Raw genomic sequence first — 23607 nt, forward strand, 5'->3', positions numbered from 1 at the left:
TCGATGGCGTGTCGCTCACAGTTCTCTCACAGCTTCGCAACCGCGGGAAAGCCCCTCCCGCCGGAGGTCACCCGGCGATCACCGTCCGTGGTCAGCGGGTGGCGAGGATGTGGAGCTGGGTGGCGAGGGCGCGGAAGGCCGGGTGCTGGCTGGCGGCGCGCTCGAGCTCAGCGAGGGACTCGGCGGCCCCCGGTTCGGAGTCGACGAAGGCGGACGGGACGAGGTCGGCGAACGTGCGTACGCCGTGCACCGTGTGCACCATGAAGCCGGCGTCGACGAGCTGCGCCGTGATCCCGGCCTCGTCGAACCGCCGCGGCATCGGATCGGTCGGACCCCAGCGCCCGTCCGGGTCCTGCAACGCGACGCGGGCGTCGGCGAGGTGACCGGCCAGCGCGCGGGCCAGCACGACAGCGTTGCGCTGGGCAACAAGCAGACTCAGTACGCCGCCCTTCCGCAGTACCGAGGCCATCGCCTGCAACGCCTGCACCGGGTCGTCGACGACCTCGAGCACGCCGTGGCACAGGACGGCGTCCGCACTCGACTCACCGGCCAGTCCCGGGAGCTCGGTCGCATCACCCTGGACGCCACGGACCAGCTCGCTCACACCCTCATCACTGGCCCGGCGCTCCAGCGACGCAAGTGCGTCCGGGCTCGGGTCGACGACCGTCACCCGGTGGCCTTCGACAGCCAGTGGCACCGCGAACCCGCCGGTCCCGCCCCCGAGGTCGACGATGTCCAGCCCGGCTCCCGGATCGGTCCGCGCCCGTCCCGCCAGCGCCACCCGCAAAGCCTCGCCTACGAGCGCGGTCCGCACACCCCGCCGCCGCCGATCCACCATCCACAACCCTCCAGCCGGTCCCCCAACACCCACCCCACCGGGCCACACCCTACTTCCACCCCGCATCCCACTTCCGACCCGCACCGGGCACTAGGAGCTCGCGCTGGCGTACGAGCGCAACCCGCGCCGCCACAGCCTCCGGACGAGCGTCACCGCGACCACCGACAGCGCGATCCCGCCGGCGACCGGCGCCCAGCCGAGGTCGCCCGCCAGCGCCTGGACCGGGAACGTCGTCGCGAACGCCACCGGGAACGCGAAGGTCAGGAACGTCCGCACCACCGCAGGGAAGAACACCAGCGGATACCGGCCCGCTTCGACCAGGTTGAGGTAGATGGCTCCGATCGGGTTCACCGACTGCAGCCAGAACGCGAGGAACGACATCGCGCTCCACACGGACGCGAGCAGCACCACCCCACAGGCCGCGAGTACGAGCGCCTGCAGGATCTGCCCCACGTCCGGACTGGTGCCCGACTGCACGAGCCCGATCACCAGGACGACGATGCCGCTCGCGACGTTGCTGAGCTCCGCGACGTTGATCCATCGCAGCGTCAGGTAGAACTGGCTCGACACCGGCCGCAGCAGCACGGCGTCGAGCTCGCCCTCGGTGATGTAGGCCGTCATCCGGTTCAGGTTGGGCGCGACGAACGCCGCCATCAGGCCGGTGATGATCTGGTACGCCCCGACGAGTGTGATCACCTCGGCCCGCGACCAGCCGTGCATCTCCTGGGTGAAGCCGAACAGCAACAGGATCGGCACGATGCCGAGCCCGAGCTGGACGAGGCCCACCAGCAAGGTGGTGACGAAGTGCGCGCGGTAGTGCGTTTCGCGGACCACTGCCTGGGCGAGGAACCGCCGCCACAGCCGGAGGTGGCGCAGCTGCCTGTGCAGCCCATTGCGGTCGAGCGGCGGCCGGTCGCCGGCGTACGTGCTCATGCGCCCACCGCCGAGTACGCGCGGATCCCGGCCGCCCAGACGAGGCGCGCGACCGTTGCGAACCCGAGCACGTACGCGAACTGAACGCCCAACCCCACCACAAGGTCTTGACCGGACAGATGGCCGGCGACGATCTCGACCGGGAACGACACCGTGTACCTGAACGGCTGGTTGTCGATGAAGCCGCGCGACCAGTCCGGCATCAGCGCGAGCGGCACGACGGAGCCGGACAGCACACTCGCGATGATCAGCCGGGCCTGCGCCAGCGCGGACACGTCGTCCATCCAGAACGCGAGCGCCGCGATCAGGATGTCGATCGTGAACACCAGGATCGCCCCGAACACGATGCTGACCGCGAACAGCGCCCAGCGGTCCGGGCCGGCCGGGATGTTCATCGAGTCGCGGAAGATCCACCACAGCACGCCGATCATCGGCAGCAGCGCGAACAGCTTCAGGAACTTCTCCGACAGGTTGTTGGCGATGAAGCTCAGCAGCAACGACGCCGGACGCACCATCCAGCTGGAGAGTTTGCCGAGCCTGATGTCGTTGGCCAGGAAGGCCGTCATCCACGACGACGTGGCCATCGTGACGAAGCTGAGCAGCACGAAGTACGTCGTCACGTACCGCTCGTCGATCGGGAGTTGCGCGCCGTTCGCGATCGCGGTGCGCCAGATCAGTAGCGAGATGATCGGCATGCAGACGTTGGCCGCCATGAAGATGATCCACGCGCCGCGATAGATGGACTGCTGGGCGATCTTCGCCGCGGTCATCCGGCGCAGTACCCGGAGGTTCCGCGCGAGGGTGGTCGTCACGCGTCCCCCAGCGTGCTGCGGCGCAGGAAGAGGTCGCGCATGATCTCCTCGATGTCGGCGTCCGCGACATCGAGGTCGACGAGTGGACCGATCCGCGTCAGCTGCTCGAGGACGTCGCCGGCCCGCTCGCGATCCACCTCGAGCTTGATCAGCTGGCCGGAGCTGTCGACCGCAGTCACACCCTCGAGCGCGGCGAGGTGGCCGCCGTCGACGGTCGTCGCGTACGTCGCCTGCACGAGCTTGCGCGGGCGCGCCGTGTGCACGAGTTCGTCGAGGCCCCCGTCGTACTGCAGGCCGCCGTGGTCGATGATCATCACCCGCGAGCAGAGCGCCTCGATGTCGTCCATGTCGTGGCTCGTGACGAGGATCGTGGTGCCGCGGATCTGGTTGACCTCGGCAAGGAAGGTCCGCACCCGCGCCTTCGCGACCACGTCGAGGCCGATCGTCGGCTCGTCCAGGAACAGGATCTCCGGGCCGTGCACGAGGGCCGCCATCAGCTCGAGCTTCATCCGCTCGCCGAGGGAGACCTTGCGAACCTGGACGTTCAGCAGGTCCTCGACATCGAGCAGCTCGGCCAGCTCGGCGACGTTGCGGTCGAACTCCTTCGTCGTCAGGCCGTACATGTCCTTGTGCAGCAGAAGACTCTCCATCGCGGGGACGTCCCACCAGAGCATGGTCTTCTGCCCCATCACGAGGGCGATGCGCCGCAGGTAGTCGTGCTTGCGGTCCGACGGGGCGAAGCCGAGAACCTCCAACTCGCCGGACGTGACGTAGAGGAGGCCGGAGAGCATTTTCAGCGTGGTGGTCTTGCCGGCCCCGTTCGGGCCGAGCAGCCCGACGACCTCGCCGCGGTCGATGCTGAACGTGATCTTGTCGACGGCGAGCCGGGTCTCGTACGTCCGCCGGACGAGGCTCTTGATCGCCCCGCCGAGACCGGCCTGCTGCTGGTGGAACGTGTAGGTCTTGGTCAGGTCGGTCGCCACGATCACCGGTGGCTGCGGCGAGGGGACCTGATGGGATGCGTGCGTCACGGATGAGCACCGCCTTCGAGAGTCGGTTGGTGCATCGGACCGGGCAACGTCAGCGCAGAGCGCGCGAAGCCCTCTGGTCCTTCCGACATACGGCTGCCAGGAGGAACGCTAAGGCAGGCCGGAAAGCGATGTCCATCGCATTTCGCGGGGTCAGGAGGCGGTGCGGCCGACGACGTACAGGCGCCGGGTGGTCTCCTCCCGGGCGGCGATCGGACCACGGAGGTACCACTCGACATCGACGAGACCGGCGGACTCGACGACGCCGACCACGAACGCCGGGTCGTGCAGGACGACGTCGAGGTCGACCTCGTGGCCGAACCACTGGTCGACGTGGCGGACCTCGGCTCCGGCGTGCAGGGCTAGGACGAGCAGGCCGCCGGGATCGAGCGGGCGCACGAGGGCTGCGATCGCGTCGGGGAGTTCGGCGGCCGCCAGGTGGATCAGGGAGTACCAGCCGAGCACGGCCGCCCATCCGGAGCTGGTCGGTGGGCGACCCAGCCGCCGCAGGTCGCCTTCCTGAAAGTTCCGGTCCGGGAAGCGTCGGCGGGCCTCGGCCACCATCGCCGGGGAGAAGTCGACGCCCGTGGCATCGGCGCCATGCTCGGCCAGGTACGCGGTGATGTGACCGGGGCCCGAGCCGACCTCCACCACTGGGCGTCCACCGGCGTCGGCGATCACCCGGTTGAGCAGCCAGGTCTCGAACGACAGCCCGGCCAGCTCGTCGGCCAGGCGGTCGGCGTACGTCTCCGCGACGGCGTCGTACGACGAACGCACCCGAGCGTCCCGCGCCTCGGCTCCTTCGGCGATCACCACGTCTCGGTCGACCGTCTCCGCGACGACCGGCTCGGCCTGCCCCGGCACCGGCCCGAGGAGATGGATCCAGCGGCGGTCGTGCTGGCCGGGGCGCAGCTCGAGCTCGCGGACCAGTGGCTCGGGGCGTTCCGCCATCCGGCGCAGGCAGGCCTCGACCTCGGAGCGGTCGGCGAAGCCGTGGAGTCGCTCGGTGCGGGTGCGCAGCTCACCGGGTGTCTGTGCGCCGCGAAGGAGTAACACCGTGAGCAGCGCTCGCTCGTCGGTCTCGAGCCCGAGCCGCTCGTCGAGGATCTGGTGGTACTTCAGCGTCCGCCGACCGGTGTCGACCCAGACGATCCGCACCAGCTCCCGGTCCCTGAGCGACCGCGCGGTCCGCTCGACCGTCGCCTGGTCGTAGTCGACGACAGGCTCCCGATTACTCGTCTGGTTGCAGGCCGTCCGCAGGGCGTTCGCGGTGAGAGGGTACGACGCCGGCACCGTCGTCTGCTTCTCCAGCAGACTCCCGAGCACCCGCTGATCTTCAGCCTCAAGAACAGGAAGTTCACTCACCCCCAAGACCCTAAAGCCTCCCCCACCCCATTCCCCCCACCACAGCCTCCGGCCGCTTAGTTTGATGGGTGGGTTAACCGGGGTGGGGGTCTGGGTTGGGGTGGGTTAGCTGGGGTGGGGGGTGTCTGGGGCGGGGAGGGTTATTGGTTCGAAGGCGGTGCCGTTGCAGTGGGGGCAGGGGGTGCCGGCTTGGGTGCCGGCGCCGGCGCAGTGGGTGCAGAGGCCGTCGTGCCAGGACTCTCCGGTCAGGGAGTGGTGGGGGCGCGGGTAGTGGGTGTCGGGGAGGTAGCACTCGATGCCGGTGATGGCGTGCACTCGGCCGCACAGGTCCACGCCCATGCCTCGGTCCAGGCGGCTGCGTCGTTCGATCACGTTCGGGGTCTCCTGCGTCGCCGGCTGGTCAGCTGGCTTGCATCCAGGGTTGGGTGAGGACGGACTGGGGGTCGGTGGTCGCCGTCAGGGCGGGGGTCGTGGAGAGGCGGAGGCTGGCTTCCACCTGGGTGTAGAAGGTGTCCACGGCACGCACCAGGTCGTCGGCCTCGCGAGTGCTGACGGCGCGCTCGAGACCCGCCTCGGCGGCGGCACGCTGGGCAGCGCCGGCGGCGAAGAACGTGGCCCACTCGCCGAACTCCGGAGCGACCTCAGCCAGCAGCACCCACGCGTTCCGCTGGACCCGGCGGCGGGGTCCCGAGCGGACCGGACGGGCGCGGACGGCGAGGACCGCGGCCGCGACCCGGAGCGCCGCGACGTGGGCGCTCGAGTAGCGGATCAGGTGGTCGCTCGTCTCCACTGCCTCGGCCAGCGCGGCTCGCGCGCGGGACAGCTCCCGGCTCGCCGACCCCGCGGCCGCCGGGGAAACCGGTGAAACAGTCATCGGTCCGTCACCCTCTCCAGTTGCCAACGGCCGGAATCCGGGTCGTGCGCGAGATCGAACAGCTCCCGCCGGCCGTGCCGACCGCACGCCGCCTCTACCCGGTACACCGCCCGCCGCGGACCCCAGTCCGCATCCAGTACGCCGACTGCCGCCGGACTCCCGGACAGTCCGCGAGCCGGCTCCTCGCCGGCCGCATCCGCACCGCGCTTCCCGGTGGCGGCGAATGCGCCATCGCTACCGGCGGGAGCGAGCCCGGCCAGGCAGTCGGCGAGAGAACGGGGACTCGCCGACGCCGCCGCGCCGTTCGTGTGGTGCCGCGTCGCTCCTCCACCCGCGTGGGTGCGCTCGGCGTGAGCCCAGTGGTCGGCGCGGCCGTCGTACGTCAAGCCGGTGCCGATGATGCCGCGTTCCCACCACGCAGCGGTCTCGGTCCAGTGCGATTGGACGGAGCAGACTCGCCAGAGGCGGCCACGCCAGAGGAACTGGTCCGGGGTCTCGGTGTCGTCCACAACCACCGAGTGCACCTCGACGGCCTCGTCGAACTCCCACATGCTCCATCGCCTCCTGTGAACGAACCGCTGCCCCTGATCAGGCACTAGGCCCTGGTCGGAGGCCCGGCGGGCCGGCACGGGGTGGGGGTCGAGGTCCACCCCGGTGCACGGCCCGCCGGGACCACCGGTTTCCGATGCGGCCGCAACTCCGCACCGGAGCCGTCCAGCTGTCCGGCTCACCCCCGCCCGGCCTCCCGACGAAACCGGGTCAGAGGTAATCGAACATCTGTTCGAACACTGGAAGCGTAGCGTCGCCCGCCGACAATCGTCAACGGCCCGCGGGCCCGGCGGCGCTGCTTCGATCTCCATGCACTCATCGTCGACGACGCCACCGACACTTTCCGCCGGACCGAAAGCCGCCGACGGGGAATCGGCGTGACCCGCCCGCGCGCCGCCGCATAGGGTGCCGAGGGTGAGCAGTCATCCCAACGTGCAGAAGGTGGCCGACGCCCTGCGGGCGGCCGGCGCCACCGGTGAGATCGTGATCCTCGACGAGGCGGTGCCGACGGCGGCGGCCGCGGCGGCCGAGCTCGGGTGCGAGGTCGGCGCGATCGCCAACAGCCTGATCTTCGACGGCGACGGCACCCCGGTACTGATCCTGACGTCCGGCGCGCACCGGGTCGACACACCGAAGGTCGCCGCCGAGCTCGGGATCGGCAAGCTGCGCCGCGCAACCCCGGAGTTCGTCAAGGAGCACACCGGTCAGTCGATCGGTGGCGTCGCCCCGGTCGGCCACCCCGGCCAGGTCCCGACGTACGTCGACACCGCCCTCGAGCGGTACGCCGTCGTCTGGGCAGCCGCCGGGATCCCCCACTCGGTCTTTCCCACCACGTACGCCGAACTCCTCACCCTCACCAACGGCACTCCGATCACCGTCAACTGATCACCTGCGGGATCGCCGTACTCACGAACCGCCGGGTCAGCACGGCCCGGCGGTGCCGCCACAATGGGGTCAAGCGGCGGGACGGGCCGTAGCGTCGGTGAGTGATGTCGGAGACCACAGCGGCCGGGGCGTGCAGGGACGGGAGCACGTCGAGGGCGGCGCGCTTGGTGATCAGCTCCCCCGTCGTCAGCGTGACGTGGGCGCGGGCGATCGTCAGCAGGCTGAGGTCGACCCAGATGTCGGCGTACCACGGGGTCCGCTTGCGGGTCACCGGGAACCAGAAGTCCCGCAGATCGCGCCGGACGAAGGCGGCGAGCTCGGCATCGCTGGTTGCCGGTAGCAACGATGACGGCGGTGGGCCGAACAGCGAGAGGTTGCTCAGGGCAAGTTCTCGGCGGGTCACCGGCGTCACCGGGCGGTCGAAGTAGCGGCCCTGGGCGAACGTGGCGTGCCGGACTGCGGGGTCGGCCAGCTCCGCCGCGACCAGATAGGAGCAATGCAGCTTGGCGGCCAGTGGCGCGGACCGGATCAGCCGTCGGTGCACGTCCTCGATCGCGGCCGGCGGAGGCGAAGAAACGACGGCGACCACGTCGAGATCGCTGCGGCCGAGCTGAAAGTCGCCGAGGGCCAGCGAGCCGTGGAGCCAGACGGCCTCAATGGCCGCGACCTCGCGGATCGACGTGACGAAGCCGTCCAGCAAGCGCTGGACGGCTTCGTCGATCACAGGACCCAATCTAGATGGCTGGGCGGATGTCCACGTCGGCGGCGCGAACGTAAGCCATCCGGTGCCCGAACCAGATCTGGTAGTACCGGTCCTTGCCGAGCACCTGGACATGGTCGGTTGGCGGCTGACCCGCGAACGTCACGGCCCGGTAGTAGTCGGTCTCGATGTTCAGGTCACCCACCGGGTAGGCCTGGCCCGCGCTGATCGTGTACTGCAGCGGCGTGACCGTCTGATACGGAATACCGGCCGGGTACGCCGCCTGCTCCGGGTACGCACGTCCGTACACCGGCACCGAGGCCAGGCCCGCCTTCGGCTTCACCACGAGACCCGGCTTCGCGAACGCGTCCGGAGCTGACGCCGGGCTCTTGAACCACCCGAGCGCCCCGAGGTACCAGACCGCAACCCAGTCGCCCTGCCGTTGCGCCACGACGTACTGCGATCCGGCGGCGGCCCGTGAGCCCATGTCGGACACGTCAGTGGTCCCGTCGATGCCGCTCGGGTGCAGGCCGATGTCCTTGACCAGCGGAGCGTTGTCGTCAGGCGACTGACGCAGGTAGACGAAGTTCGTGCCCTGCGGCGTGCACGGGGTGGCCGGTGCGTCGCAGTTGCTGACGACCTGGACGTTGCCCTGGAAGCCCGGCTTGATGGTGACGATCGAGCCGGCCTTCACCGGGAACACGGAGTGCCCGTAGATCGGAGCGCCCAGCAGATCGAAGTAGTGCTCCCAGTCCCAGTACGGTCCCGGGTCCCAGTGCATGCCGGCGACCGTCGACGGGACCGTGCCCGGGACCTGGTCGTGGCCGATGATGTGGGCCCGGTCGAGCGGGATGTTGTTCTTGGCGGCCAGGTAGCGCACCAGCTTGGCCGAGTTGCGGTACAGCGCCTCGGTGAACCAGGTCGCACCCTGCGGCGCGAAGCCCTCGTGCTCGATGCCGATGCTGTGCATGTTCACGTACCAGTTGCCGGCGTGCCAGGCGACGTCGTTCGCCTTCACGTGCTGCCACGTGTGGCCGTCGGACGAGCGCATCGTGTACTGCCAGCTCACGTACGTCGGGTCCTGCACCAGGTTGAGCACACCCTGCCAGGTGCCTTCGGTGTCGTGGATGACGATGTAGTCGATCTTGCCGGTCTTCGGCCGGTTCGCCAGGTCATGGTTGCCGTAGTCCCCAGCAGTGCCGAACTCCGAGTACGGCGCCGGCAGCCACTCGCACCCGAGCGACGGCGGGCACTCCACTCCGGAGTTCGCCGGCTTGGTGCCCGCGGGCAGTGCCAGCTTGTTGACCTGCGCCTTGTCCGGCGTGACAGCGACGGCAGGCATCACGACCTGCTGCCCGGTGTTCGTCGTACGGGCCGCACCGCGGGCCATGATCGAGTAGACGTCGTCGGCAAAGCCGGACGCGGCCACCCGGTCCCCGGCCTCGGCGTACGACGCCACTGCGCCGTACCACTCGGCCGGAGAGGTGTTGGCGCCGACGGGCAGACCGAGGGACCGCTGGTACGACGCCAGCAGCGCGGCACCACCGTTGATGTTGGCGGTGGTGTCGGTGCGCAGCGCGGCCGGGTCCAGACCAGTCAGGTCGGACGCCTTGTAGAGCGTCCGCAACGACGAGGCCTTGGCGACCTTCTGCTTACCGGACAGGTCCGCGACCGTGCTGGGGTCGATGGCGGTGAGGTGCATCGGGCCGTAGCCACCCGAGGTGCTCGGCGCACCCCGGTGGTCGTCCCACCGCGACTCCGAGTACGACACGGCCAGCAGGACCGACTCCGGTACGCCGTACTTCGCAGCGGCCGCGCTGTACGCCGAAGCCTCGACGGCGGCCGGTGCCGGTGGCGGCGCCGCGGCCGCGGGTGGACCTCCGGACGACACGCCGGTCAAGGTAATGGGCAGCGCTACCGCAGCCAGTGCGGCGAGAATCTTCGGACGACGCAGCATGTTGTTCTCCTGAACCCAAGGCGGGTGCCGGTCACACAGACTGGCAGCCTAGTCACTGTGAGTCGAGGCGGGCCGGATGTCAACGGTTAACCAAAACTCACCTCGGAGGGTTCGATACTGACGAAAGCATGCCGCCGGCGAAACGGCGACTGAGGGTTACGGAGCACGACGATGGAAGCGTTGCCGTTGGCGTTCACGACGGGCTGGGCCAGTGGCATCAATGCCTATGCCTGCGTGCTCATTCTCGGCCTGCTCGGCCGGTTCGCCGGTGCCGACGACGTCCCCACCGCACTGACCAGCAACGCCGTTCTGATCGCAGCGGGTGTTCTCTTCGCGTTCGAGTTCGTCGCCGACAAAATCCCGTACGTCGACTCCGCCTGGGACGCGATCTCGACAGTGATCCGGCCGACGATCGGCGCGATCCTGGCCGCCCTGCTCGCCGATCAGGCGACGACGCTGCACCAGGCCGTCATCGCGACCACCGGCGGACTGGTCGCCCTGCTCTCGCACTCGGTGAAGTCGAGTCTGCGGCTGGCGATCAACACCTCCCCCGAGCCGGCGACCAACATCGCCGCGTCGTCCGCCGAGGACATCACCGTCGTCGGCGTGGTGTCGCTGGCCGCGTTCCACCCGGAGGCCGCGCTCATCATCGCCGGCATCTTGCTGTTCCTCGGCCTCATGGGGGTGTACTTCGCGTTCCGCTTCATCCGGCGTGGCTACCTCCGGTTCAAGGGGTGGCGGGAGAAACGGCGCGACCCGGCGACCGGGAACAGTGCCGCCTGATGGCCACCGTGATCGTCATCGGGTCCGGTCTGGCCGGTCTCGCCAGTGCAGTCCGGTTGGCCAAGCTCGGCCACCAGGTCACGGTCTGCGAACGGGACGAACGCCTCGGCGGGGTGCTGGGCCGGGTCGAAGCGGACGGGTTCACCTGGGACGCCGGAGCAGCCAGTACGACGCTCCCGGCCGCACTGCGGGACCTGTTCCGCAAGAGCGGTCGTCCGATCGAGAGTCTGCTCCAACTGGAGCCGGTGACCGAGCCCCGGCGGCACATGTTCGCTGACGGCTCGGTGCTGGACCTGCCGATCAACGACCGGGGCTCACAGCAGGACGCCTGGACCGACCTGGCCGGCCAGCAGGTGGCCGAGCAATGGACCGCACTGGTCGACGGCTATGGCGAGACGTGGCAGATCCTCCGGAAGACGTCACTCGAGCCACCCCTGCAGGACAAGCTGCCGCTGAGGAGCATCCGGACCCTCAAACCCTGGCAGTCGCTGGAGAAGGTCGCGCAGCACGAGCTGAGTGACGACAGAGCCCGTGCAGTACTGCGCCACTTCGCAGCGCAAGGTGGATCCGACGCGAAGCTCACGCCGGGGTACGTCGGCGTCTGGTCGTATCTGGAACGCACCTTCGGCCGCTGGACGATCGAGGGCGGCTTCGGCGCGTTGGCGGACGGACTTGTGCAGCGGGCGAGCGAACGGAAGATCACCGTACGCACCAGCGCCGAGGTGGTCGCCGTCATCACGGCCGGTGGCACTGTGACCGGCGTACGGCTGGCTGACGGGACGGACCTGCCGGCGGACATCGTCGTGAGCGACATCGATCCGCGTGAGCTCTACGGACACCTGGTCGACGACCTGGCGGCCAAGAAGGTGCGCAAGAGGATCCTGTCGACGCACCAGGCGCAGGCGGCGTACGTCGTCCACCTGGGACTGAAGGATCCGGTGCCGGCCCTGCCGTTCGAGACCGTCCTGCACGGTACGCCGACAGTCGTCGTACGGACCGGTGGTCAGGCGCCGGTCGGGCACACGGCGTGGTCCGTACTGGTCCACGGCTACCCGACGGACGACGTACTGGACCTGCTGATCGCGCGTGGGCTGCACATCCGGGAGAACGTGGTGTCGCGGCAGACCTCGCCGTCATGGTGGGCCGGTGTGGCCTGGGAGGGTTACAAGACGGCCCGCCGCCGCGCGGCCAACGTGTCTCCGGTCAAGGGCCTGTACTGCGTCGGGGCGGGCGCTCACCCGGGGTCCGGGGTACCGGCCACGACGCTCGGCGCCGCGATTGTGGCCGACGCCATCGGGAAGGCCTGAGACCGGTCTGGGGTTGAGATACCGAGCGCACTAAGATTGATCGTTCCTGTTCCATGTCGGGGTAGGTGCCCGGCAGTAGAGAGGACCTCGGTGGATCAAACCCCCACGTCGGCCGATCACGAGAACGTCGAGCCGGCTGAGCTGGCGGCTGAGCAACAACATGTCGACCGGGTGTACGACCGGGTCGCGGAGGCTGCCCGCTCCGCGTCACGGATCGCGGTCGAAGGGCACCAGCGCGCGCAGGCGCAGAACGTCGGCCGCGTCCGCGAGGAGGAGCAGACCGGGCTGTACGAGCGTGACGTCCTCGTGTTCGCCGCGGCCCGCCGGATCGCCGAGCTGGACGCCGAGCACGAGGGCCTGGTCTTCGGCCGGCTCGACTCCGACCACGGTGACGACCAGCCGGCCGCCGAGACCGCCGCGGACCTCGAGAAGCTGTACGTCGGCCGGATCGGTGTCCGGGACGCGGAGTACGAACCGCTGGTGATCGACTGGCGTGCACCGGCTGCCGAGCCGTTCTACCGCGCCACCTCGACTGACCGGCTCAAGGTCGTCCGCCGGCGCGTCCTGCGGAACAAAGGCCCCCGCATCGTCGGGCTCGAGGACGACCTGCTGGCGCCGGAGCGTGCACCCGAGGACCTGCCCGTGATGGGCGAGGGCGCGCTGATGGCGTCCCTGTCGCGGGCCCGCGGTCACACGATGCGCGACATCGTCGCTACCATCCAGGCCGAGCAGGACAAGGCGATCCGGGCGCCGGCGCGTGGTGTGACCGTCATCGGCGGTGGGCCGGGCACCGGCAAGACGGTGGTCGCTCTGCACCGGGCGGCGTACCTGCTCTACAGCGACCGCAGGCGGTTCGAGCGGGGCGGCGTACTGGTCGTCGGACCGTCCGCTGCCTTCATGGCCTACATCGAGCGCGTCCTGCCGAGCCTCGGTGAGAACACGGTCTCGCTGCGGGCAGTGGGCGAACTGGTGGACGGCGTCAAGGCCACTGCAGTCGATGAAGCCGAGGTTGCCGCGATCAAGGGCTCCTTGCGGATGCGCGGCGTACTGTCGCGTGCTGCCCGCGACCGGGTGCCGACGGCCCCGGCCACTCTCCGGGTGTTCATCGGCGGTGCCACGGTGGAGCTGGACGCCAACCAGCTCGACAACGTACGGCGGAACGCACTGCGCCGGACGCCACGCAACAAGGCGGCTACTGAGGCTCGTAAGGCTCTGGTGGCCGCGCTCTGGCAGCGGTTCCCGGACGACTTGCGCACCGGGGTCTATGGCGACCGGGAGGCGTTCGGCGACCGAGTGGTCGACACCCCTGCTTTCAGGACGTTCTTCAGCCAGTGGTGGCCGGTGCTGACGCCGGAGGCGGTGCTGCGCTGGCTCGGTGACCCACGGCGGCTACAGCGTTGGGCCCGGAACGAGCTCACCCCCCGAGAGGTCGACGCACTCGCCCGTGCGATCCGCAGCACGGACGAGTTCACGATTGCCGACGTGGCGCTCCTGGACGAGCTGAGCACGCTCCTGGGCCGTGCACCGGTCAACGAGGCCAAGGACGACGAGTTCGACTGGATGGAAGGTCTGAGCGACGGCGTCAACGAGGTGCTGACCACGTCCGAGCGTCGTGCCCGGGCCGCCGCCGCCCGGGAGGCCGACGAGCCGGAGGAGTACGCGCACGTGCTGGTGGACGAGGCACAGGACCTGTCCCCCATGCAGTGGCGGATGGTGACCCGGCGCGGTCCGCAGGCGAGCTGGACGATCGTCGGCGACCCGGCGCAGAGTTCGTGGCCCGATCCGGACGAGGCGCGGGCGGCGATGGACTCGATGCTGTCGCACCTGCAACGGCACTCGTTCCGGCTGTCCACCAACTACCGGAACTCGGCCGAGATCTACGCGTTCGCCGGCGAGGTGATCCGCCGTACGCTCCCGGACGCCGATCTGCCGAACGCGGTCCGCAGCACCGGTGTCGACCCCGAACACCGGATCGTCGACGACGGCAAGGTCGCCGAGGCAGCGGGTGACGCCGCGGTCGAGCTGCTCCAGCTCGTCGAGGGCACGGTCGGCGTGATCGTGCCGCCGAAGCTGCGGCCCGTCGTCGACCCGGTCCTGGCCGAGCTCGGTGACCCGCGCGTCGTCGCGGTCAGCCCGCTGGAGTCCAAGGGCCTCGAGTACGACGCGGTCGTGGTGGTCGAGCCCGACCGCATCGTCAGCGACACGCTGGGCGGCGTCCGCGCGTTGTACGTCGTCCTGACCCGCGCCACTCAGCGCCTGATCACGGTCAACAGCACGACAAACTGGTTGCCTTAACCGCGAGGTACGACGAAGGACACCAGGTCGGCCTCGTTTGCGGCGAGGTCGGCCCAGCGGCAGGTGAGGTGCAGGACGGCGAGACCCGTGGTCGGGTACTTCCGGCTGAGCTCGGTGCGCTCCGGGCTGGTGCCGTCCAGGGCGAGCTCGTCGGCGAGCCACGGGATGCCGGGCCCGTGGCCGACCATGATCACCGTCCGGGCCTCGGTCGGAGCCTCCCGGACGACCTCGAGGAGCTCGTCGGTGCCGGCGCTGTAGATGCGGCGGTCGTACCAGACGTCGGTCGCGGTCGCCCCACCCTCGACGGCGTACTTCCAGGTCTCCCGGGTGCGCTTGGACGGCGAGCACAGGACCAGGTCGGCCTCGATGCCCTGGGCAACCAGATAGCGGCCCGCGGCCTGGGCGTCGGCGCGGCCGCGGTCGGACAGCGGGCGCTCGAAGTCCGGCATCGACTCGGGCGGAACCGACTTCGAGTGCCGGAGCAGGACGAGCGTGCGATCGATCAACAGATCCGACGGGTCAGCCATCGAGTCAGGATACGACGGATGAGCGGAGGTTCAGGAAGACCTGACGGGTCGCGGTGGACCTGTTCAAAGTGATGAAGTGAATGCCGGGAGCTCCCCCGGCCAGCAAGGCCTCGCACAGCTCGGTCGCGATCTCGATGCCGACCTCCCGGACCGCGGCCGGTTCGTCCTCGACCGCGAGCAGCCGGTCGGTCACCGCGGTCGGCAGCGCCATCCCGGTCAGCTCCGCCATCCGCTGGATCTGCTTGATGTTGGTGACCGGCATGATGCCCGGCAGCACCGGCATGTCACAGCCCAGCTCAGCCGCCCGGTCGACCAGCCGGAAGTAGTCGTCGGCCCCGAAGAACATCTGCGTGATCGCGTAGTCGGCCCCGGCCCCGGCCTTCGCCGCGAGAACCTGCGCGTCCGCCTCCAGCGACGCCGCCTCCGGGTGCTTGTCCGGGAACGCAGCGACACCCACGCAGAAATCGCCCAGGGACCGGATCAGCTCGACCAGCTCGACCGCGTGGTTCAGTCCCTCTGGGTGCGCGACCCACGGCTGGTTCGGACCGCCCGGCGGGTCGCCGCGCAGCGCCAGCATGTTGCGCACACCGGAACCCGCGTACGCACCGATCACCGACCGCAGCTCGTCACGCGAGTGCGCGACACAGGTCAGGTGGCCGAGCGGTGTGAGCGAGGTGTCCTGCGCGACCCGCTCCGTGACCCGGATCGTGCCGTCGCGCGTGGTCCCGCCGGCGCCGTACGTGATCGAGACGAAGGTCGGCCGCAGCTGCTCGATCTCGCGGATCGAGCGCCACAGCACCTCCTCGGCCTCGGGCGTCTTCGGTGGGAAGAATTCGAACGAGAACGAACGACTCCCCGAGGACAGGAGCTCGCGGATCGTCGGCGTACCACCAGGAAGCGTCGAGGGAAGTCCGTTCGCCATGGCGACAGGTTACCCGCGGTGTCTACCGCCGCGCTCGTACCGACTACGCTCCGAGACGTGTATGGCGATGTGGACATCCCGGCCGAGGTCCAGCGGGCGCTGACCGGCTTCCTCGACCTGCAGGAGCAGCGACTGGCCGCGATCGGCCCGGAGCTGACCGAGCAGGTCCAGGCGGCGCGGGACGCGACCAGCGGCGGCAAGCGGCTCCGCCCGTCCTTCTGTTATTGGGGTTTCCGGGCCGCCGGTGGTGATCCGGCACAGCCGATCCTGACGGCCGCGGCCAGCCTGGAGATGCTGCACGTCAGCGCGCTGGTGCACGACGACGTGATGGACTCCTCCGACGTACGGCGAGGTGCACCGGCTGCCCATCGCCGGTTCGAGGCGTTGCAACGGGCCCGGTCGGAGGCGTCAGGTCGCGGTGGCGATCCGGTCGGCTTCGGGGTCGGCGCGGCCATCCTGCTCGGCGATCTGTGCCTGATCTGGGCCGACGAACTGCTGCACACATCGGGCTTCGACGCGGCCGCGCTGGCGCGGGCGGCGCGGTTCTTCGACGCGGTCCGGGTCGAGGTGACCGCCGGTCAGTACCTCGATCTCGTCGCGCAGGCGAGCGGCGAGTCGGACATGGATCTGGCGTTGCGAGTCCTGCGCTACAAGTCGGCGACCTACACGGTCGAGCGCCCGCTGCACGTCGGCGCCGCGCTGGCCGGTGCGGACGAGCGGTTGATCGAGTCGTTGTCGGCGTACGGCCTGCCGGTCGGTGAGGCGTTCCAGTTACGCGATGATCTGCTCGGGGTGTTCGGCGATCCGGCGCTGACCGGGAAGCCGGCCGGCGACGATCTGCGCGAGGGCAAGCGGACCGTGCTGGTGGCGTACGCGGTGGATCACGCGTCGGAGGTGCAGCTGGCCGAGTTCGACCGGTTGTTCGGACGGCCCGACCTGGACGACGACGAGATCCAGCTGCTGCGCGAGATCCTGCAGGACTCGCGGGCCGTGCAGGCCTGCGAGGACCTGATCACCGAGCGCACCGAGGACGCCCTCGACGCGCTCGACCGCGCTCCCCTGGCCGACGACACCGCCCGCAAGGCGCTGGCCGACCTCGCAATCGCCGCCACGTCGCGCCTGCTTTAGCCGGCTACGGCGCGGTCATCAGGTTGATCAGCCGGAGCAACTCGGCGGTCGGCGCGAGGTCGCCGAGGATGATCACCTTCAGTACGGCGCGATCCTCGTCGTACACGGTCTCGACGCGGAGCCGGCCGATCCCGCTCTGATTGAGGGATCCGACCACGTGCGTGCTGATCCGGTCGGCCGCGGCCCGATCGATCGCGTCGATGTGCACGATGCTCGACGCCTCCACATGCCGCTTCGTCTCGTCCACCTCGAGGGCGGCCGCGGTCGTGCCGGTGAAAGCCTCCAGGTCCTCGCGGGCGATCCGGTACTGCTTCCCGATCCGGACGGCCTTCAACCGGCCGTCGCGCACGTAGTTCCGGATCGTGCGGACGTGCAGCCCGAGCCGGTTGGCCACCTGCTCGACCGAGTACAGCTCCTGAGGCATGTCCATCAGACTACGGCAGGTTCCTTAGAATTCCCTATAAATAGCCAGATAGGGATCTTTTAGGTACTTTAGACGAATGATCGACGAGCTGAGTGGGTTGCGGGTGTTCGTGAGTGACGTACGGGTGGGCGACGATCGCGACGCGGTCCAGCTCATCGCCCGGGCGCACTACGAGCACCAGGCCGAGTGGGTCGCTTTCACACCGGAGCAGCTGGGTGACGAGTTCTTCGAACTGCGCACCGGCCGGGCGGGCGCGATCGCGCAGAAGTTCGTGGACTACCGGATGGGCCTGGCCGTGGTCGGCGACATCGCGGGCCGGATTGCGGGCAGCACGTCGCTGGCGGACTGGGTGCGGGAGAGCAACCGCGGGCGCAGCCTGTGGTTCGTGCCGGACCTGGACGCGCTGGCCGCGCGGCTACACGGTGGGCAGTGAGCTCAGCAGGGCCGGCGTCTTCGCATCGGCCGGTTGGTGGATGAGGACGCGGAGTTGACCGGAGTTCGTGATGTCCTCGGTGAAGATCTGCAGAGCCACGTCGACGGTGTCGTGGTCGTGATCGAGCAGGTGCTGCAGGCCGGCCCAGAAGACGATCTCCGGCTCGCCGGTGGAGCGGTCGCTGAGTGAGTCGGCGAGGGCGTCCCAGTTCCGGCCGAACCAGCGCGGCAGGTCGAACGCGGTCGCACAGAGGTCGAGGAAGCCCGCCTTGTCGTGGATCTCGGTGGTGTCCAGCAGGACGAAGTCCCACCCCGCCGCCACGACGTCACGCCGTACCTGCTCCGGCGTCCGATCCGACTGCCAGCGGTAGACCCCGGGACGCAGCCCGTCAGCCAGCAACGTGCGCAGGTCACTCATGAGGTTCCCCCGTCTTCCGTGATTCGGCGGAAGGATTTGTAGTGGTCGTCGGAGTAGTAACGCTGACCACCGTTGCCGGTCACGATCCGGCGGGCACCACGGTCCTTCTCGCCCGGCGTCGTCACGGTGTACTCGTGGTAGTAGCCGCGGTCGTGCTTCGGCAGCAGCTTCTCGAGGTTGCCGAAGACCACGCCGTCGCGGCTGTACGGATAAGGTCCGCCCTGGTCGATCAGCTCGAGCGTGGCCTGCGCCTCCTTCGGCAGGTCCGCGACCGCGACGATCTTCAGGCCGCTCTCCGGGTCGGTGCTGTCCGACGCCGACGGCTTGGCGGCGGCGCAGCCGAACAGGGACGCCGCCAGGGTGATCACCAGCATCGCGATCACCACGATCGCGACGATCCGCGCGGTCTTCGGGTTGTTGATCACCCGGCGTCCCGCAACCGCCGGCTGAACTCCGCGGCCGCCGCGCCCGGGTCGTCCGCGGCGGTGATCGCGCGGACGACGACCACCCGGGTGGCACCGGACTCGAGCACCTGGTCCAGCCGATCGAGATCGATGCCACCGATCGCGAACCACGGCTTCGTCTGCGGACGACTGGCGGCGTACGAGACCAGCTCGAGGCCGGCGGCCTGCCGCCCGGGCTTGGTCGGGGTTTCCCAGGTGGGGCCGACACAGAAGTAGTCCGAGCCCTGCTCGGTCACGGCGGCATTCACCTGGCTGAACGTGTGCGTAGAGCGTCCGACGATCGGCTCCGCACCGATGATCGCCCGAGCCGCGTGCACCGGCAGATCCCGCTGGCCAAGATGCAGTACGTCGGCTCCCGCCGCGAAAGCGATGTCCGCCCGGTCGTTGACCGCCAGCAGCTTGCCGTGCCGCTTGCAGGCGTCCGCGAACACCTCCAGAGCCGCCAACTCGTCCGCAGCTTCCATCTCCTTCTGGCGCAACTGCACGATGTCCACGCCACCGGCCAGTGCGGCATCCAGGAACTGTTCGAGATCGCCCTGCTTCTCGCGCGCATCCGTGCACAGGTACAGCCGGGCATCAGCGAGACGGTCGGTGTCAGTCACACCCCAAAGCCTGCCATGACCAGCCAGACGTAGGCTTACGGCATGCCTGAGCAGACGTCCGATGTGGTGGTGATCGGCGCCGGGCTGATCGGACTGGCGACTGCCTGGCGGCTGGCCGCAGACGGTATCCAGGTGACGGTATGCGACCCGACGCCGGGCACCCAGACCTCAGCGGTCGCCGCCGGCATGCTCGCCCCGGTCACTGAGGTGGAGTACGGCGAGGACGACCTGCTGGCCCTCAATCTGGCCAGTGTCAACGCCTGGCCGGCGTTCGCGGCCGAGCTGGAAGAGCTGACCGGACTGTCAGCAGGCCTGCACCAGACCGGCACGCTGTCCGTCGCGTACGACGTCGACGACGCAGCCGCATTGCGCCGGCTCGCCGACTACCAGCGGAGGCTCGGGCTCGAGGTCGAGGAGCTATCCGGTCGCGATGCCCGTCGACGCGAGCCCCTGCTCGCAGCGGGCGTCTCCGGTGGCGTCTGGGTCCCAGGCGACCACTCCGTCGACAACAGGCAAGCAGTCGAGGCACTCCGCCGCGCTATCGACCTCTCCAGCGTTCTGCTCATCCGCCAGCGGGTAGCCCGCGTGATCACCTCCGGTACGACGGCTGTCGGCGTACAACTCGACAACGGGGACACCGTGCATGCCGGGCACGTGATCGCCGCGACTGGGCCTTGGTCGTCGCAGTTGGAGGGCATTCCGGATGAGCTGCGGCCGCCCGTGCGGCCAGTGAAGGGTGAGGTGCTGCGGCTGCGGGTGCCTGAGGCCTACCGGCCCGCACTGCGGCACACCGTACGCGCGACGGCGCGAGGATTCTCGGTTTACCTGGTGCCGCGGCCGGGTGGCGAGCTGGTCGTTGGTGCGACCACCTCTGAGCTCGGCTACGACACCCGCGTGCTCGCCGGTGGCGTGTTCGCGTTGCTGCGGGACGCCCGGACCGTGTTGCCGATCACCGACGAGCTGGAGCTGGTGGAGACGATCGCCGGACTCCGGCCCGCCACACCGGACAACGCACCGATCCTGGGGCCGTCCGGTCTGGATCGGTTGCTGTGGGCAACTGGGCACTACCGCAACGGCGTCCTGCTCACTCCGATCACCGCGCAGATCATCGCCGACACCGTGCGCACCGGCGTCCTGCCAGAGCTCGGGAAACCCTTTTTGGGCAGCCGGTTCGGCCAGTCCGGCCACTGAGGTCTGCCGGTTGCCCTGAGCAACGGGAAGCTTGTGAACCACAACCATGTAGTTCAGCCTTGAATTGTAAACATTGAGTTACAGGCGTAACAAGCACCCCATGCACCCCTGTTGTCACATCAGCATCAGCACTTACGGTCAAGTGACGTTCACACGGGGAGATGGATATGCGAAGCGTCGTACGAATACTGACCGGAATCGCCGTACCGGTGCTGACCGCGGCCGTGATCACCGCCGGCTCGCCGGGTTTCGGCGCCTACAAGGTGAAGGACGGCGACACCCTCAGCCACATCGCCAGTCGCTACGGCACCAGCGTCAAGACACTGGTCGCGCTGAACAGCCTGCCCGGCAACGGCAACGCGATCTACGCCGGCGAGGTGCTGAAGGTTCCCGGCAAGGGCAGCACGACCGCGGCACGTCCGGCCAAGCGCTCCCAGCTCGGCCGGGTCACATATATCGTCAAACCAGGCGACACCATCTCGAAGATCGCCAAGCGCTACAAGTGCTCCCAGGCAAACCTGCTGGCCGCCAACAAACTACGGTCGAGCGACCGCATCTACGCCGGCAAGCCGCTGCAGGTCCCGGTCAAGATCCGGCCGAAGACCAAAGCGCCGGCGAAGAACAAGAACAACACCTTCGCCGGCCGCACGTACGCCGACCACATCGTCGCGCGCGCCAACCGCAACCGCGCGATCCTGAAGAACCGCAAGCTGCCGACCCGCTCCCAGATCCGCGGCCTGATCGTCAGCACCTCGAAGCGGTACGGCGTCGACCCGGAGCTCGCGCTGGCGGTGAGCTGGCAGGAGTCCGGCTGGAAGCAGCGGGTGGTCTCCCCCGCCAACGCGGTCGGCGCGATGCAGGTGATCCCGTCGACCGGCAAGTTCGCCTCGAGCATCGTCGGCCGCGAACTGGATCTGCTCAGGCCGCAGGACAACGTCACCGCCGGAGTGGTGCTGCTGGACCGGCTGACCGGCGCCGCGCGGCTCGATATCGCCGTCGCGGGCTACTACCAGGGCCTCGGCGGGGTGAAGAAGAACGGGATGTACCCGGACACGAAGCTGTATGTGAAGAACGTGCTCCGGATCAAGGCCCAGCTCGAACGCGGGTGGGATCCCCTGCGGTGAGCCTGGCGCTGTCACGCTGCGCCGTTATCTACACTCTCTGAGCAGAACGGTTTGGAGAGGCGGCTCACCGCAAGTGACGGACGACGTGGGGACGCAGGTCAGCGACCGCCTTGTCGGGCGGGTGCTCGACGGACGGTACCGCGTCGGCGCGCGCGTCGCCAAGGGCGGCATGGCCACTGTCTACCAGGCGCTCGACATGCGGCTGGACCGGACCGTCGCGCTCAAGGTAATGCACGACGGGCTCGGTGACGACGCCCAGTTCGCCCGCCGGTTCGTGGCCGAGGCCCGGGCCGCGGCCCGCCTCTCGCACCCGAACGTGGTGGCCGTCTTCGACCAGGGTGACGACGACGGGACCCTTTTCCTGGCGATGGAGTACGTTCCCGGCCGCACGCTGCGGGACGTGATCCGCGAGCAGGCACCACTCTCCCCCGCCCGCGCGCTGGACCTGCTCGCCCCGATCCTGTCCGCGCTCTCAGCCGCCCACGATGCCGGCATCGTGCACCGTGACATCAAGCCCGAGAACGTGTTGATGTCCGACAAGGGCACGGTGAAGGTCGCCGACTTCGGTCTGGCCCGGGCGGTCAGCGCGACCGGCAACACCGCGACCCAAGGTCTCCTGATGGGCACGGTGTCGTATCTGGCGCCAGAGCTCGTCACGGACGGTAGTGCGGACGCCCGCTCGGACGTGTACTCGGCCGGCATCCTGCTGTACGAGATGCTCACGGGCAACAAGCCGCACTCCGGTGACACTCCGATTCAGGTCGCTTACGCGCACGTCCACGCCGACGTGCCCGCTCCGTCGCTGGAGCAGCCGGGCATCCCGCCGTACGTCGATGCACTCGTGCAGCGCGCGACGGCCCGGGACCGGGATCTGCGGCCGGCCGACGCGCGGGTGTTCAGTCGTCAGGTGCACCGGGTCCGCAGTGCGCTCGAGGAAGGGGTGCCGGACGACCCGGAGCTCACCGGCGACCTGACCGTGCCGATCCAGCAGATCCGCCAGGACAGCGGGTACGACGACGGCTACACGCGCGGCATGCCTGAGCCGACCGACCAGAACGTCCTGCGCCACGACACGATCGTCGTACCGGTGGAGAAGGGCCGGCCGACCGGCACCCCGATGAAGCCGCCCGCGCAGCAACGGAGAGGGCGCGGACCGATCGCACTGCTCCTCATCCTGGTCGCCGCCATCGCCATCGGCACCGCGGCCTGGTACTACGGCATCCACCGCTACACCTCCACGCCGGACCTGGTGAACATGGTCCCCGCGGATGCAGCCACCAAGGCCGAGCAGTCCGGCTTGCGGACCACGCTGGACAACCAGGACTTCTCCGAGGACGTGCGCGCGGGTGAGGTGATGCGGACCGACCCCGGCGCGGGCGATCGGATCCGCAAGAACGGTGAGATCGGTCTCACCGTCTCCAAGGGTCCCGAGCGGTACCGCGTGCCGCAGCTGGTCGGGCTGCAGTTGGACGCCGCTCAACAGGCCCTCGCCCCGATCAAGCTGAACACCGGGCAGATCAACGAGGTGTACAGCGAGACCGTGCCGAACGGCCTCGTGATCGCGATCAGCCCGAAGTTCAACACCGTCGTGAAGCCGGGCGACGCGATCAACTTCGCGGTCAGCAAGGGCAAGAAGCCGATCACCGTCCCGGACTGGACCGGGAAGAGCTATCGGGACGCGAGCAAGGCCCTGCGCAAGCTCGGTTTCCTCGTCGGCCGCACCGAGCAGTACGACCAGAAGGTGCCCGAGGGAAACGTGATCACCCAGACACCCAACAGCGGCACGCTGTTCGCCAAGGACAAGGTCCAGATGGTGGTGTCGAAGGGTCCGCCGCTGGTGGACGTGCCGAACGTCAAGCGGAAGAGCACCGCCGAGGCGCAGCAGATCCTCACCGACGCGGGCTTCGTCGTGAAGGTGGAGAAGGCGCCGTTCAACCTCGGCCTGAACATCGTCGCCGCGCAGAACCCCGGCGCCGGCAAGAAGGCCCAGCCCGGCACCACTGTCACCATCACAGTGCTGTAGCTCGTTTTGGTGCTTACCCCGGGCGT

25 protein-coding genes are annotated in these 23607 nt (G+C 69.2%); 9 read left to right on the top strand and 16 right to left on the bottom strand.

The annotated features are described in order from the left end of the window. Positions 1-91: 91 nt before the first annotated feature. The 8 genes from OG876_RS39275 to OG876_RS39310 all read right to left on the bottom strand — a co-directional run bounded on the left by OG876_RS39275 (position 92) and on the right by OG876_RS39310 (position 6401). Positions 92-838, bottom strand: coding sequence for a methyltransferase domain-containing protein (locus OG876_RS39275; protein ID WP_328521797.1), 747 nt, complete (start codon positions 836-838; stop codon positions 92-94). Between the two features lie 90 nt (positions 839-928). Continuing rightward, positions 929-1771: an ABC transporter permease gene (locus tag OG876_RS39280; protein ID WP_328521798.1), complete on the bottom strand. Its 843-nt coding sequence runs from the start codon at positions 1769-1771 to the stop codon at positions 929-931. Beyond that, positions 1768-2583: an ABC transporter permease gene (locus OG876_RS39285; protein WP_328521799.1), complete on the bottom strand. Its 816-nt coding sequence runs from the start codon at positions 2581-2583 to the stop codon at positions 1768-1770. Before OG876_RS39285 ends, OG876_RS39280 begins: the two co-directional genes overlap by 4 nt. Next, a complete protein-coding gene (locus OG876_RS39290; RefSeq protein WP_328521800.1) occupies positions 2580-3614 on the bottom strand; it encodes an ABC transporter ATP-binding protein in 1035 nt (344 codons plus the stop codon). Before OG876_RS39290 ends, OG876_RS39285 begins: the two co-directional genes overlap by 4 nt. A 150-nt stretch (positions 3615-3764) precedes the next feature. Then, a complete protein-coding gene (locus OG876_RS39295) occupies positions 3765-4976 on the bottom strand; it encodes a DUF480 domain-containing protein (RefSeq protein WP_328521801.1) in 1212 nt (403 codons plus the stop codon). A gap of 105 nt (positions 4977-5081) precedes the next feature. Next, positions 5082-5348 (bottom strand): hypothetical protein, encoded by a 267-nt coding sequence (locus tag OG876_RS39300; RefSeq protein ID WP_328521802.1) that lies wholly within the window; start codon positions 5346-5348, stop codon positions 5082-5084. Between the two features lie 28 nt (positions 5349-5376). After that, entirely contained in the window at positions 5377-5850 is a 474-nt protein-coding gene (locus OG876_RS39305) for an SAV_6107 family HEPN domain-containing protein (protein WP_328521803.1), read from the bottom strand. Then, positions 5847-6401: a DUF6504 family protein gene (locus tag OG876_RS39310; RefSeq protein WP_328521804.1), complete on the bottom strand. Its 555-nt coding sequence runs from the start codon at positions 6399-6401 to the stop codon at positions 5847-5849. Before OG876_RS39310 ends, OG876_RS39305 begins: the two co-directional genes overlap by 4 nt. Before the next feature lie 412 nt (positions 6402-6813). Here OG876_RS39310 and OG876_RS39315 point away from each other — a divergent pair, with 412 nt between their 5' ends. Further along, positions 6814-7284, top strand: a complete 471-nt coding sequence (locus OG876_RS39315; RefSeq protein ID WP_328521805.1) for a YbaK/EbsC family protein — start codon at positions 6814-6816, stop codon at positions 7282-7284. Here OG876_RS39315 and OG876_RS39320 read toward each other — a convergent pair. Together OG876_RS39320 and OG876_RS39325 are read right to left on the bottom strand one after the other, a co-directional pair. Continuing rightward, complete coding sequence (locus tag OG876_RS39320) at positions 7277-8008, bottom strand: nucleotidyltransferase domain-containing protein (RefSeq protein WP_328521806.1); 732 nt, start codon at positions 8006-8008, stop codon at positions 7277-7279. The genes OG876_RS39315 and OG876_RS39320 overlap by 8 nt on opposite strands. Positions 8009-8018: 10 nt before the next feature. After that, positions 8019-9941 (bottom strand): N-acetylmuramoyl-L-alanine amidase, encoded by a 1923-nt coding sequence (locus OG876_RS39325; RefSeq protein ID WP_328521807.1) that lies wholly within the window; start codon positions 9939-9941, stop codon positions 8019-8021. 171 nt (positions 9942-10112) lie between these two features. On the opposite strand from OG876_RS39325, the gene OG876_RS39330 reads away from it, so the two are divergent. The 3 genes from OG876_RS39330 (at position 10113) to OG876_RS39340 (ending at position 14326) form a co-directional block, all read left to right on the top strand. Next, complete coding sequence (locus tag OG876_RS39330) at positions 10113-10724, top strand: DUF4126 domain-containing protein (protein ID WP_328521808.1); 612 nt, start codon at positions 10113-10115, stop codon at positions 10722-10724. Then, the gene (locus OG876_RS39335) at positions 10724-12031 is read left to right on the top strand and encodes a phytoene desaturase family protein (protein WP_328521809.1); all 1308 of its coding nucleotides are present in this window, start codon (positions 10724-10726) and stop codon (positions 12029-12031) included. Before OG876_RS39330 ends, OG876_RS39335 begins: the two co-directional genes overlap by 1 nt. A gap of 90 nt (positions 12032-12121) precedes the next feature. Further along, positions 12122-14326, top strand: coding sequence for a HelD family protein (locus OG876_RS39340; protein ID WP_328521810.1), 2205 nt, complete (start codon positions 12122-12124; stop codon positions 14324-14326). Here the strand turns inward: OG876_RS39340 and OG876_RS39345 are convergent. Beyond that, positions 14323-14853 carry a SixA phosphatase family protein gene (locus OG876_RS39345; RefSeq protein WP_328521811.1) on the bottom strand — a complete coding sequence of 177 codons (531 nt, stop codon included), beginning with the start codon at positions 14851-14853 and terminating at the stop codon, positions 14323-14325. The two genes, OG876_RS39340 and OG876_RS39345, sit on opposite strands and share 4 nt — an antisense overlap. Positions 14854-14857: 4 nt before the next feature. Further along, complete coding sequence (gene metF / locus OG876_RS39350; protein ID WP_328521812.1) at positions 14858-15775, bottom strand: methylenetetrahydrofolate reductase [NAD(P)H]; 918 nt, start codon at positions 15773-15775, stop codon at positions 14858-14860. A 57-nt stretch (positions 15776-15832) separates the two neighbouring features. On the opposite strand from metF, the gene OG876_RS39355 reads away from it, so the two are divergent. Beyond that, positions 15833-16903 carry a polyprenyl synthetase family protein gene (locus OG876_RS39355; protein ID WP_328521813.1) on the top strand — a complete coding sequence of 357 codons (1071 nt, stop codon included), beginning with the start codon at positions 15833-15835 and terminating at the stop codon, positions 16901-16903. A gap of 4 nt (positions 16904-16907) precedes the next feature. On the opposite strand, the gene OG876_RS39360 is transcribed toward OG876_RS39355, so the two are convergent. Next, positions 16908-17327: a helix-turn-helix domain-containing protein gene (locus OG876_RS39360; protein WP_328521814.1), complete on the bottom strand. Its 420-nt coding sequence runs from the start codon at positions 17325-17327 to the stop codon at positions 16908-16910. Between the two features lie 76 nt (positions 17328-17403). Here OG876_RS39360 and OG876_RS39365 point away from each other — a divergent pair, with 76 nt between their 5' ends. Next, positions 17404-17760 (top strand): DUF4180 domain-containing protein, encoded by a 357-nt coding sequence (locus OG876_RS39365; protein WP_328521815.1) that lies wholly within the window; start codon positions 17404-17406, stop codon positions 17758-17760. On the opposite strand, the gene OG876_RS39370 is transcribed toward OG876_RS39365, so the two are convergent. From OG876_RS39370 to thiE, 3 genes are read right to left on the bottom strand one after another with little or no spacing between them, the layout of a single operon-like run. After that, a complete protein-coding gene (locus OG876_RS39370; protein ID WP_328521816.1) occupies positions 17743-18177 on the bottom strand; it encodes a barstar family protein in 435 nt (144 codons plus the stop codon). The two genes, OG876_RS39365 and OG876_RS39370, sit on opposite strands and share 18 nt — an antisense overlap. Continuing rightward, a complete protein-coding gene (locus tag OG876_RS39375) occupies positions 18174-18602 on the bottom strand; it encodes a ribonuclease (protein WP_328521817.1) in 429 nt (142 codons plus the stop codon). The genes OG876_RS39370 and OG876_RS39375 overlap by 4 nt, the downstream gene beginning before the upstream one ends. Further along, positions 18599-19243 (bottom strand): thiamine phosphate synthase, encoded by a 645-nt coding sequence (thiE, locus tag OG876_RS39380; protein WP_328521818.1) that lies wholly within the window; start codon positions 19241-19243, stop codon positions 18599-18601. Before thiE ends, OG876_RS39375 begins: the two co-directional genes overlap by 4 nt. Before the next feature lie 42 nt (positions 19244-19285). Between thiE and thiO the strand changes: the two genes are divergently transcribed. The 3 genes from thiO (at position 19286) to pknB (ending at position 23581) form a co-directional block, all read left to right on the top strand. Continuing rightward, positions 19286-20434 (top strand): glycine oxidase ThiO, encoded by a 1149-nt coding sequence (gene thiO, locus OG876_RS39385; protein ID WP_328521819.1) that lies wholly within the window; start codon positions 19286-19288, stop codon positions 20432-20434. 167 nt (positions 20435-20601) lie between these two features. After that, positions 20602-21558 carry a LysM peptidoglycan-binding domain-containing protein gene (locus OG876_RS39390; RefSeq protein ID WP_328521820.1) on the top strand — a complete coding sequence of 319 codons (957 nt, stop codon included), beginning with the start codon at positions 20602-20604 and terminating at the stop codon, positions 21556-21558. Positions 21559-21631: 73 nt separating this feature from the next. Beyond that, on the top strand, positions 21632-23581 hold the full coding sequence (pknB, locus tag OG876_RS39395) for a Stk1 family PASTA domain-containing Ser/Thr kinase (protein ID WP_328521821.1): 1950 nt from the start codon (positions 21632-21634) through the stop codon (positions 23579-23581). Positions 23582-23607 lie beyond the last annotated feature (26 nt).

Source organism: Kribbella sp. NBC_00359 (genome assembly GCF_036097425.1).
Taxonomy (GTDB): Bacteria; Actinomycetota; Actinomycetes; order Propionibacteriales; family Kribbellaceae; genus Kribbella.